Here is a 13,387-nt window from a genome sequence, read left to right on the forward strand (position 1 = left end):
TTTAGGCTTTATTGGTTTGAGTTGGTTTAGTTCAAAACCCAAAGTACGGCGTGGGTTTTGGTTTTTTTATTAATCATGTCCGTTAAATACCGCTCGGGCATGGGACGCACCAGGATAGGGTTTTGGGAGCTTTGACGCCTCCTCAATAGTTTTACCCCACCCTCTGAAAAGATTTTCTGGCCTTTGTCCGAATTCTGCATACCTTAAAAATTCACCCCTATTGCCCTGGTCATCGTCTACACTGTATCTTATCCGATATACATAACTGGCCGATATTTTGTCCCCCCCGTTCGCTGAAAGGACACCCCTCATGGAATCCAACACCCTCAACACGCCCTCATAGTCCTTTCCTGGTTCTGCTACCTCCTTCGATGTTCTTTTGTAGTATTGGTGCTCCTTTTCCAGACAGTCCATATATGTAATGGAGTCCAGGTATTTAAGTTCGATCAGTTTAAATGTTTGCGGGTTCTCAATTTCCCCGTCTATGAATGCCCTGAATTGCTGCTGGACCCTTATTGCCTGTGGGTCCTGCTGGATTGTGTAGTTGTCAATTGCCTTGCATGAGGCTACCAATACCAGTAATAATATTATTTTCTTCATTTGATTTTGGTCAAATGTAAATGTAATCCTTCTTTTTAATAGCAGCGTACGCGGGGTTTTCTGTCCAATCGTTCAAGGTGGATACTATTCATTGAACCTTAGCGAAAATACCAAGTCTATAAACATCAACCGCAATTCCCTAACCGCCTGAAAGACCCAAAAGTTTATGCCATTTTATAAAATGAGGCGAATTTTTGATGGTTCAGAAATAGTTTTAACAAAAACTTAAGAAACCAACACTCAAATTAAAAGTTAATGAACAAAAAAAATGGAAAATCACTTTTGCTGTTGTTCATATTGCCTTTTTGGGCAATGGCACAAAATGTGATAAGTGGTAAGGTCAATGAGGCTACAACCGGATTGCCCCTGCCAGGTGTAAGTATTGTCATTAAAGGTACCACCTCGGGTACTACGACCGACTTTGATGGCAATTATCAAATTGAGGTCGATGAAGGTGAAATTTTAGTGTTTTCCTATATAGGATACAAGACACTTGAAATTCAGGCCTCAGGAACATCCATCGATGTTTTGTTGGAAGAGGATACAGCCCAATTGGATGAGGTAGTCGTTATTGGTTACGGTTCTACAGAGAAAAAAGATGTTACCGGAGCTGTTGAACTATTGACCGCCGAAGATCTGAACAAAGGTGCTATTGTTTCAGCCGACCAGCTGATAAATGGTAGATCTACCGGTGTTCGAATTGTTAACTCGGGTGGACAGCCTGATTCTAACCCCAATATTAGGATTAGGGGTGGAGCTTCATTAAGTGCAAGCAATAGCCCATTAATTGTAATAGATGGGATTCCTTTGTCGAACATTAATCCAGCAGGTCAGTCCAACCCGTTAGCGCTGATCAATCCAAATGATATTGAGTCATTTTCCATATTGAAGGATGCATCTTCGACCGCAATCTATGGATCAAGAGCTTCAAATGGTGTCATCATTATTACAACCAAGTCTGGAAGTAAAGGAGCTCCAAAATTTAACTATTCATCAAATGTCCAAGTAGGAACACTAAGTGATAAAATCGACATTTTCGAATCTTCTGAATATGTAAACTTCATAAATAATGAATTTCCAGAGAGCAGCACATTACTTGGGTTAAATGGTGTGATTTATGATACGGACTGGCAGGATGAAATCTACAGGACCTCATTCAGTGTGGATCAAAACTTTAGTGCGAGGGCCAATTTACTTGGAAAAATTCCTTTCAGGGCATCGGTGGGGTACTCGGGAATAGAAGGGATTCTTAAAGAATCCAAATTGGACAGGTACACGGCATCCTTGAATATCTCACCTGAATTTTTGGATGGACACTTAAAACTGACCATTAATGCCAAAGGAGTCGCAACAGAGAAAGATGCGGCGGACGAAGGTGCTATAGGAGATGCGCTGACCTTGAATCCTACATTACCTGTATTTGACCCCAACGGGGGGAAATTTGGAGGATTTTACCAATTGTCAGATGATGAAGGTATTGTGGGACCCACAAATGCACTGGCAAAACTAAAACAAAGGGAACGAAATGAGGATGCTGATCGCTTTTTAGGGAATATGGAATTGCGATACAAGTTGCATTGGTTACCTGAATTGACGGCAGTATTGAATCTCGGATTGGATTACTCAGAATCTGATATCAACGAGTACTTTTTACAGAATGCGATAGCATCATTTACGGTATTTGATGGCACGGAAATCTTCAACAACTTTAGCAGAACTTTTCAAGAGGAACAGATAAAACGAGATCAGACCTTGGATGCCTATCTATCCTACACCAAATATTTGGATGGTTTTGTACGAAAGGTAGATGCCCAAGCAGGTTATGCTTATCAGAATTTCCAATCGCAGGGTGTTCAGTTTCCAACCAATACGGATAATGGATTTAGAGAACTATCTGAAGTAGTGAACTACTATAATGAACTTAACCTACAATCATTTTTTGGGCGTATAAACCTTGACTTTTTAGACAAGTATTTATTTACGGGTTCATTAAGGGTCGATGGATCATCGCTATTCAGTGAAGATAATAGATGGGGTTATTTTCCGGCTGTAGCTTTGGCCTGGAAAATTAATGAAGAGAATTTTCTAAAGGATTCCCAAGTGGTCAACTCACTAAAAGCAAGAATCGGTTGGGGACTTACCGGTCAACAAGACATCACGGGTTCTGCAGGGTATTATCCATATACGGCATTGTATGTAGATGGAGATCCGACAGTAAGCTATATCTTAGGAAATCAGACATACACCACCTATAGAGCAAACCCATTTAATCCAGAATTGACGTGGGAAACCACTCGGACCTTGAACTTTGGTTTGGATTTCGAATTGTGGGATAATTTTATTTCTGGTAATGTTGATTACTATCAACGAAAAACAGAAGACCTTTTGGCAGAAGTACCGCAACCAGAGGGAGCTTTGAGAAATCGATTTGTAAGTAATGTAGGTAGCACGGACAGTGAAGGTGTTGAACTCGCGCTTCAGATAGCTCCGGTGGAAACAGAGGAGTTCACCTTACAATTCAACGGAAACATAGCATTTAACGAAACTTATGTGACAGACTTAAAAAACATTACTCAGTTTTCGAGTGGTGGAGGTATCGGTAGGGGTACGGGAGTCAATGTTCTTCAGACGGCAGTTGGAAACAGGGGTAGAACATTTTGGTTGTATGAACAAGTGTATGACAGTGATGGAAATCCTGTGGAAGATGCTTTTGTAGACCAGAATGGTGACAATGTCATATCAGATAGCGATAGAAGATTTATTCCTGTAGATCCAAAATGGACTTATGGTTTTGGCACTGCGTTGTATTACAAAAAATTTGATTTTACCGCTAACTTCAGAGGTCAGTTGGGAGGTAGAATTTATGATGCGAATCTGTTGAACAAAGGATTCGCGGATGTTGTGATTCCTACCAACGATACTGGGTTTATTACCAATTCTTTGAATCTGTATAATGGAACAACGTACAATGGTTTTCCAAGTAACCCTTCTGACCTTCAAGCTTTATCTGATTTCTATTTATCCGATGCCACATTTTTACGCTTGGACAATGTCACCTTGGGCTATAAACTGGATAAATTCATTTCAGAAAAACTAAGTATGCGTCTGTACGCATCTGTAAACAATGTTTTTGTAATCACCGATTATGAAGGTTTAGATCCTGAGAATTTCAGTGGAATCGAACAATCGCCTTATGCAAGGCCAAGAACATACACATTCGGACTAAACTTGGACTTTTAAAGAAAATATCATGATAAGGAAAATAGCAATAATAGTTCTGTCAGTTTTAGCGGTCCAGTCTTGTACTGACGATTTAAACACAGAACCACGAGTTGAGGAAAGCTTGGATAACCTGCTTGACTCAGATCCCAATGCAGTTTTGGGAATTTTGGCCCGTTTATATGGCGGATTGGTACTTCATGGAACGGGTGTTCCTGGAGGAGGGGACCAACAGGCCGATATAGCAGGGGATGACCCAGGTGAAACCGTATTCTTTCGAAGTATGTGGAACATGCAGGAACTTACGACAGATATTGCAAAGAACAGATGGGGTGATGGCGGATTGGATCCTTTGACCACTGCCTCTGGCTGGGTGCCCACAAACAAGTTCTTTGGTTATATGTACAATAGGAGTTATTTCAACATTGCACAAATAAATAACTTCATCATAGATGTACAGAGAACCAGTATTGCCGATGCAGATCTTTTAGTGGCCGAAGCAAGGTACTTGAGGGCATTGCACTATTATTATTTAATGGATCTTTTTGGAGGGGTGGTTTTGGTTACCGAAGAGGATGGTGTGACCGGTGTTTTAAGAGAAAAGGAATCTAGGGAAGCAATTTTCAACTTTGTTGAAAGTGAATTACTGGATGTTGAAGAGACCATCCCAGCTTCAAATGAATATGGCAGGGCAAATAGGGCGGCTGTCCAGATGCTCTTGGCAAAAATCTACTTAAATGCAGAGGTTTATACCGGAACTAGCCAGTATGACCAAGCATTGGTATATAGTGAAAATGTTATCACAGAATCTTCATTTACTTTAGATACTGATTACCAATCCATTTTTCAGGGAGATAACTTTACTTCAACGGAGATTATTTTCCCTCTTGTTGGTGATAGGGCAACAGTCCAGTCCTTTGGCAATTCAACATATTTGACCAATGCCAGCTTAGGAGATACTACCATGCCCATCAGGGATTTTGGAAATACGGAAGGTTGGTTCGGACATCGATGTACCCAGGCTCTATATAGCTTGTTTGGCGACCTGACGACCACGCAGGACAGTAGGGCCATATTCTGGACCGATGGACACAATTTTGAAATGACTGATTATAAAACTTGGGAAGATGGATATCCCACGACCAAGTTTAGAAATGCCTATTCTGATGGAAGTACTACAGAAAGTAGGTTTTCCGATACAGATATCCCTTTATTTAGACTTTCTGATGCTTACCTCATGTATGCGGAAGCCTTTTTACGAAATGGTGGTGGTAATATGACACAGGCAGTGGGTTATGTAAATGCGCTAAGGGAAAGAGCCTATGGCGATACCAGTGGAAATATCTCCGATACAGACTTGACCCTCGACTTTATAATCGATGAAAGGGCACGGGAACTGTACTACGAAGGTCACAGAAGACAGGACCTGATACGTTTTGACCGTTTCACAGGAGACACTTATATATGGCCGTGGAAGGGAAATACTGCGGAGGGTACTTCAATCCCCGATCACTATGATTTATTTCCATTTCCATTGGAAGCTCTACAGGCAAACCCCTTGTTGGAACAAAATCCAGGCTACAGTAATTAAAAGACAATCAAGATGAAGACAAAAATATTAGCATTCCATTTTTTAATTCTTGCAGCCTCTGTGTTTTTTACGAGCTGTAGTGATATTAGTGAAGATAATGCAGTAGTGAATCCAAATGCTACAACAAGCATTAGCTTGTCAAGTTCAGATGCCATTGTGCTGAGCGAAGATCAAGAGGGACAAACCGCATTGACCATAAACTGGACAGAACCGGATTTTGGGTTTAATGGAGCCGTACCCACCTATAATTTGGTGATTACGGTGGTAGGGGCCGCAGAAGGAGTTCCGAGGAACATCAATGTTGGCAATGCATTGACCAAAGCACTTTTGGTAGAAGAATTAAATAAAGCAATTACCGATGCTGGAGCCTTGGCAGGCCTGGAAAATGAAATAAACATAAAAGTACAGGTGCTACTTGGAAAAACTCAGGTAGCAGAATCGGAAATCCAGAGCATTACCATTACCGGTTATTCCACGGTTTTGGACCTTTCCTCACCTTGGGGATTGGTTGGGTCGGCTACGCCGAACGGCTGGGATGGGCCAGATGTGCCTTTTTATAGTACTTCAATCGGCAATGAATTTGTTACCTATGTTACATTGATTGATGGGGAAGTAAAAATCAGAAGGGATAATGATTGGGCCATAAATTATGGTGATTCAGGTGCAGATGGGACATTGGATGAAGGCGGTGACAATATAGCTGTAACAGCAGGCACCTATAAAATATCCTTTAGCCTAAATGATTTTTCATATACCATTGAGCCGTTTACCTGGGGTCTTGTAGGATCAGCAACCATTAATGGATGGGACGGTCCCGATATACCTCTGACCTATGATCCTTCCTCTGATCAGTGGAGAGCCTTGGTGACCCTTGCTGATGGAGAAATAAAAATAAGACAAAATAACGATTGGGCATTGAACTATGGAGATACCGGTTTGGATGGTTCCTTGGAAGAAGGTGGGGACAATATCCCCGTTTCAGCAGGTAACTATCTGGTGACTGTGGATTTCAATGAATTGGAATATACTATCGAACCCATTGATATTTGGGGACTTGTAGGTTCTGCTGCACCCAATGGATGGGATGGGCCAAACGTTCGCTTTACGCCGGACTACGCCAATGAGGGAGTTTGGACTCTAGAGAACATAGAGTTGATTGATGGGGAAATCAAATTTAGAACCAACGATGACTGGGCGTTAAACTATGGTGATGACGGATTAGATGGTACCCTAGATCAGGATGGCGCCAATATTCCAGTTTCAGCTGGGACATATACCATTACCCTGGATTTTTCAGATGAAGCCAACCCAACCTATACAATAGAATAAAATCAACGGAGATGAAACTTAAAAACTATATAAAATCATTTTTTGTGCTTACTGCACTGGCGTTTATATCATGTACCAATGATGATTTTCAAGAAATCGCCATTGAAGAAGATAGGGATCCTTCGGATGTTGCCACCGGAACTTCACAACTTAGAGCTGACGTTTTGGTGCCCGGGGAAGGTGTGCTGATGCAAGCTTTTTATTGGGATGTTACTGAAGGAGGAATCTGGTGGGATAATATCAATTCCAAATTGGACGACTGGGCCGCAAATGGCGTGGATGCTATTTGGATACCAGTTGTTTCTAAAGGACTTTCCGGGGCCTTTTCTATGGGATATGACCCATGGGATTATTTCGATTTCGGGGATTTTGACCAAAGCGGAACTATCGAAACCCGTTTTGGAAACAGAGCCGAATTGGATGCCATGATCACCAAGGCCCATAATAATGATATTGCCGTCATCGCCGATATGGTCATAAACCATAATGCTGGTGGACAATTAGAGTATAATGAATTTAGGCAATTGGATACCTATACCTTGTTTCGTCCGGCATCAGGTCTTTTCAATAGATCGCAGTACGATTTTCATCCCAATGCAGAGAATTTAAAGGATGAAGGGAAATTTGGTGGTTTTCCAGATGTAGATCTTTTAAATCCTTATGTGCAGGATTGGATGTGGAAATCAGAGCAGTCAGTGGCCAATTACTATATGAACGTATTGAAGGTAGATGGCTGGCGATTTGATTTTGTTAAGGGATATTCCCCAGAGATTGTAAAAGAATGGGTAAACACTGTAGGTGGTTTTGCTGTTGGCGAAAATTTTGACGGCAATTTGGAAGGCGTGGTACAACCTTGGGTAGAGGCATCGGGTGTCAGTGCGTTTGATTTCCCTAACTTTTTCAATATGCGCAATGCATTTACAGGAGGTGATCTGAACAGATTGACAGACCCCAGCTTATTTGGTTCCTTACCTGATAAGGCAGTGACCTTTGTTGGAAATCATGATACTGAGGCGAGGGACGGAAGTAATGAATTCCCTGATGAATTTGAGACCCATGCCTATGCCTTCATTATGAGTGCACCAGGATATCCAAGTGTGTTCTACTCCCATTATGAGGATAGCGGAGATGAGCAAAAACAGAAAATCCAACAGTTGATAAGCATTCGCTCACAGCTTGCGGCCGGGGATTGGTCGGTTAGCCATGTTGATGCCGATGAATTTATCGCGATAAGAAGCGGAGACAGCTCAAAACCAGGTCTTGTACTTTACATCAACCTTAGCAATAGTGAAGTGTCCAGAGATGTGCAAACGCATTGGATAGATGCAAGCGTTAAGGATTACACCGACCAGTTCTTTATTTTTGAGAAATCGGATGCCTCTGGAATGGTAAATATAAAAGCCCCAGCCAATGGATATGCCATTTGGGCCTTTACTGAAGAGGAGCAAACGCCATTTCCCGAGACATTATATGTCCCTGGAAACTATCAAGGTTGGAACCCAGCTACAGCCGCGACACTTGCGTCTGTAAGCACACCAAATTTAGATGGATTATATGTTGGACATGTGAGTTTGACCGAAGTTGCCAATGAATTCAAGTTTACCGATGCTCCCGACTGGGACAATGGTATATATGGCGATAGCGGTGATGGAACCAGCGGGGTAGTTGATTCCCCTGGGAACAATGTTACACTAGCTGGACCACTGGATTATGAAATAAAAGTGGATTTGTTGAACAATACTTGGGAAGCTAATACTTGGGCGATCATTGGGTCTGCAACTCCTAATCAATGGAATGATCCCGATACCGATATGTCTTTTGACTTTGCAAGAAATGTATGGACAATTTCCACTGATCTTACCGATGGAGAGCTAAAATTTAGGGCAAACAACAATTGGGATTTGAATTTGGGAGACACAGGAGCCGATGGTACTTTGGATAATGGCGGAGATAATATTGCAGTATCAGCCGGAAGCTATCAAATAGATTTGGACATTATCAATAACACCTTTACCATTGGGAACTGGGCAATCATTGGTTCGGCGACCCCAAACGCATGGAACGATCCTGATACGGATATGTCCTATGACGGTGTGAACAATGTATGGACAATCACAGTGGATTTGGTTCCTGGAGAAATCAAGTTTAGGTTTAACGATAGCTGGGATGTGAACCTTGGGGATACAGGAGCGGACGGCTCATTGGATTCGGGAGGTGACAATATTGCCGTTGGAACTGGTGGTAACTACACCGTCACGCTAGATTTGAACAGCAATACATATGATCTGACGTTAAACTAGAAATCATAAAAATTGTTGGCCCGCTCAAAACCACAAGTGGGATAAATTAGTTTAGTTTTTTATATGTTCAAAGAGGGCTGCCAAGGTAGCCCTCTTTTTTTATGGATTCCTTTACCGTACGATTTCTTTTAATTTTTGTGTAGGTTAAAATCATTTCTGGTACGATAAATTTTAAAAGGGATGACTATCTTTATTGCACAAAATGTGTCATAGGAATTCTAACTTCCGCAGCCCTTTAAAGGGTTCAAGCACAATTTAATTACACTGATGGATATCGGCACTTCAAAAGGAAAACAGGGCGTAATAAGATTTACTTCTGGATTTTTTCAGGTCTTGTTGATTTTGTGCACAATTTTTACCGTTAATGGACAGGTCACTTTTGTTGTGGATTCCCTGCCAGAAAGTTCGAAGGTCACGGACAGCCTATACCTTTCCGGCTCGTTTAATAATTGGAATCCCGCCGACGAAAATTATAGATTGAAACCAGCGGGAGATGGTACATTTAAGGTAGATTTGAAGGTTTTTGATCACTCGTGGATTTCGTATAAAGTAACCCGGGGTAGTTGGGAAGATGTGGAGGTAAACAACGATGGACTACCCATTTTGACACGAAAACTATCTATTGTATCTAGAGAACAAAGGGTGCACCTTCAAATTAAAGGTTGGTCTGATAGGGATGGGGTAGCCGATAAGAAGAGTTCTGTAAAATTGGTTTTGGCCAAAATTCCAGAGAATACCCCTCCCAATGCAATTTTGTACGCCACCGGTAATTTTAACGGTTGGACCCCGGGTGATCAGCGCTATCAACTTAATAGATCAGCCGATGGGACCTATGCAATTGACGTACCAGTATTTTGGGACAGATTGGAATACAAGTTTACACGTGGAAACTGGAATACTGTAGAAGGTAAGGCCTATGGCAGGCCTCGACCGAACAGAATTGCCAACTTAACCTCCGAAACCTTATCAATTCCAATTATCTCATCCATTTCCCATTGGGAAGATCAATCTTTTGGGTTATTTAATCCCTATACGTTGGTTTTGGTCCTTACGGCCTTACAGGGCATACTTCTCATATTTATTATCAATTCTTATAAGAATAACAATAGATGGGCCAATAGGACCTTAAGTGTTCTTATCTTCCTGATCTCATTTGCATTAATGGCAAGGGTGGTTATTTATGACCGGAATATATATACCGATTACCCAAAAATCTCTTTGCTTACGGATGTCGTGTATTTTCTGTATGCCCCTCTCTTTCTTATATACATTAAACGATTATTGAATAAATCCAAAGGGGTAGATTCAAGGAATTGGGTGCATTTTATTCCCTTCGGACTTCAATGCATTGTCTATACATCATATTTTTTGGAGTTGCCCCACTCTTTCATTGAAAAGGATTTATTTCAATCCTATGACTCGCCAATCTATTTTTCCTATGACATTTTGGTGGTGGCAGCACTTCTTTTTAATATCTGGTATTGGTTCAAAATAAAATACATAATCCATAATTACTTTAAAAACATTGAGCAGACATATTCTACAGATCAAAATATCCGATACCTGAACAATATTATGGTCATTATGGCCATAAACTTAATCATATGGTCAGTGATTCTGATGATCAGTGGATTTGGTTTGCTCAAGGGCTACAACCTCCAGAGTATTACCAACGTCCTCATTGATATAATGTGGGTGGTATTTTCGTTTATCGTCTATTCATTGGGATACTTTGCAATTAAACAGCCCGAGATATTCAAGATAAACCCTGAGGAAAAAGTGGAGGTTGAGAAACCTCACTTGAATGAGGCAGAGATGGAACAATTAAAAACTGAGCTTAACCGGGTTATGGAAACGGAACAAGCTTATCTAAACCCTGCTTTGAATCTTCCCGAACTAGCGGAAAAAATGAATTCCAATGTCCATGTCCTTTCTAGGGCGATCAATGAAGGATTCAACAAAAATTTCAGGGATTTTGTAAACCATTACAGAGTTTTGGATTTCATTGACCGTGCCCAACAGGACAATTATAAAAACCAAACCTTTTTGGCCATTGCCCTGGATGTAGGTTTCAATTCTAAATCCTCTTTCAATAGATCCTTCAAAAAGGCAACTGGAAAATCTCCAAGGGATTATTTCAACAATTGAGCGAGACAAAACAGTGAATTTTTGACCTATTGTTGGGTCTTGCCATAAATTCATATCAAATTATAAAATGAAGCGAAAACCAATGGTCCACAGGGTAGTTTAGGTGATATAATTGATGTTGGTCGATTCAGAACATTAGGGGTGGTCCAACAAATACCTAACTTCAAAAAACTAGTTGGTTATGAGCCGTATTATTATTTTCATTATTACTTTTTTTTGTTCTGGTTTGATACTATGTTTTGGGCAAAATCCTATTTCCAGGGCTGAACCACCGAATTGGTGGGTACATATGGAATACAATGAAATAGAAGTGTTGATTTATGGGGAAAACATGGGGCAGTACAAGGTTCTACTTGAAGACTATCCCGGTGTTGAGTTATTGGGGTATAAAACCGCGACCAGTGGCAATTATCTCTTTCTTACTCTAAAGATTGGCAAAGAAGCAAAACCTGGCAACCTAAACCTCATTTTCAGCCAAAGTAGCAACAATAGGTTTACTTATTCTTATCCATTGATGGAGAGAGAAAAAGGCAGGAGGGAGATACAAGGTTTTGATACTTCTGATGCCATCTATTTGATTACTCCGGATAGGTTTGTTAATGGAAGTGGCGACAATGACAATGTGAAGGGATTTGCAGACAAAATTGACCGTATGGATTGGGGTGGCCGACATGGAGGGGATATCCAGGGTATAAAAAATAGCTTGGAATACATCAAAAACCTAGGGTTTACATCCATTTGGATGAATCCTGTGTTGGAAAATAAAATGCAAAGGAATAGCTATCATGGCTATGCAACTACAGACTATTATAAAGTTGACCCACGATTTGGCAGCAATGAGATGCTTAAAAATCTTTGCAAAGATGCCAACAAACAGGGAATCAAAGTTATTATGGACATGATTGCCAACCATTGTGGTTCAGAACATTGGTGGATGAAAGATTTGCCTTTTGAAGATTGGATCAACCAATGGCCAGAATATACAGGAACAAATCACAGAAAAACAGTAATTCTAGATCCATACGCTTCCAAAAAGGACACTAAGCAGTTTTTTGATGGCTGGTTTGTCGAGTCCATGCCCGATTTAAATCAAAGAAACTCATCTATGGCCAAATATCTAATTCAAAACAGCATCTGGTGGATTGAATATGCGGGAATTTCTGGAATCCGAATGGATACCTATCCATATCCCGATATGCATTTTATGAGTGATTGGTCAAAGGCTGTGATGACGGAGTATCCCAATTTCAATATAGTAGGAGAGGAATGGGTACATAGACCAACCATTGTTTCCTTTTGGCAAAAAGGAAAGCAGAATGCCAATGGTTATGAATCCCATCTGAAAAGCTTGATGGATTTTCCTTTACAACATGCTTTGGTAAAGTCACTCAACAAAGAGAAAACATGGACATCTTCTTGGACGGAACTTTATGAAGAGTTGGGGCAGGACTATTTATATCCTGACCCCAACAATTTGGTCGTTTTTCCAGATAATCACGACATGAGTAGAATCTACTCCCAGTTAAATGAGGATTACGATCATTACAAATTGGCCCTGACCTATATAGCTACAGTTCGTGGAATTCCACAATTTTATTATGGCACCGAAATATTAATGAAAAACCGCGGTAGTGATGACCATGGTCTTATTAGATCGGATTTCCCTGGGGGATGGGATGGGGACAAAATCAATGGATTCACGGGAGAAGGACTATCGGAAAATGAAAAAGAGGCCCAAAAATTTGTTCGGAAGTTGTTTAAATGGAGACGGAATGCTTCAGTTATCCATAATGGCAACTTATTGCACTTTGCTCCAGACAACCACAATGAGGTGTATGTAATGTTCAGATATAATGACGCTGCGAAGGTCATGATAATTTTAAACAAGAATATAAAAGAGGTTGTCCTAGACTTAGATATATATGAAGAAATTTTGGGAACTACACTTTCTGGGAAAGATGTTCTGTCCGACACCACTTTTAATACAGTTCAACAGATAACGGTACCTGGCAAAACGTCGATGGTTATTGAGGTTGATTGAAAATCTGATTGTTATAATTTTCCTTGTAGATTTTGGATAATATACCAAACAAAAAAAGCCGAGAAATAAGTCTCGGCTAATTTGTACTCGAGGCGGGACTTGTACAATTCAATTCTCACTTCTTTTCAAATCCAATAAAATGCGATGAATTCGTTGATT

At 40.7% G+C, this 13,387-nt stretch carries 7 protein-coding genes; 6 read left to right on the forward strand and 1 reads right to left on the reverse strand.

What is annotated here, in order from left to right:
• Window positions 1-69 precede the first annotated feature (69 nt).
• A complete protein-coding gene (locus ACULLH_RS05565; protein WP_454087731.1) occupies window positions 70-600 on the reverse strand; it encodes a hypothetical protein in 531 nt (176 codons plus the stop codon).
• 255 nt (window positions 601-855) lie between these two features.
• Between ACULLH_RS05565 and ACULLH_RS05570 the strand changes: the two genes are divergently transcribed.
• From ACULLH_RS05570 to ACULLH_RS05595, 6 genes are all read left to right on the forward strand, one after another.
• Complete coding sequence (locus ACULLH_RS05570) at window positions 856-3,840, forward strand: SusC/RagA family TonB-linked outer membrane protein (RefSeq protein ID WP_454087732.1); 2,985 nt, start codon at window positions 856-858, stop codon at window positions 3,838-3,840.
• Window positions 3,841-3,850: 10 nt separating this feature from the next.
• Window positions 3,851-5,410, forward strand: coding sequence for a RagB/SusD family nutrient uptake outer membrane protein (locus tag ACULLH_RS05575; RefSeq protein WP_454087733.1), 1,560 nt, complete (start codon window positions 3,851-3,853; stop codon window positions 5,408-5,410).
• A gap of 12 nt (window positions 5,411-5,422) precedes the next feature.
• Window positions 5,423-6,739 (forward strand): SusE domain-containing protein, encoded by a 1,317-nt coding sequence (locus tag ACULLH_RS05580; RefSeq protein WP_454087734.1) that lies wholly within the window; start codon window positions 5,423-5,425, stop codon window positions 6,737-6,739.
• Between the two features lie 11 nt (window positions 6,740-6,750).
• On the forward strand, window positions 6,751-9,039 hold the full coding sequence (locus ACULLH_RS05585) for an alpha-amylase domain-containing protein (RefSeq protein WP_454087735.1): 2,289 nt from the start codon (window positions 6,751-6,753) through the stop codon (window positions 9,037-9,039).
• A 267-nt stretch (window positions 9,040-9,306) separates the two neighbouring features.
• Window positions 9,307-11,187 (forward strand): helix-turn-helix domain-containing protein, encoded by a 1,881-nt coding sequence (locus ACULLH_RS05590; protein ID WP_454087736.1) that lies wholly within the window; start codon window positions 9,307-9,309, stop codon window positions 11,185-11,187.
• A gap of 181 nt (window positions 11,188-11,368) precedes the next feature.
• The gene (locus ACULLH_RS05595; RefSeq protein WP_454087737.1) at window positions 11,369-13,228 is read left to right on the forward strand and encodes a glycoside hydrolase family 13 protein; all 1,860 of its coding nucleotides are present in this window, start codon (window positions 11,369-11,371) and stop codon (window positions 13,226-13,228) included.
• Window positions 13,229-13,387: the final 159 nt, after the last annotated feature.

The sequence above is a fragment of the Flagellimonas sp. 2504JD4-2 genome (genome assembly GCF_053642935.1).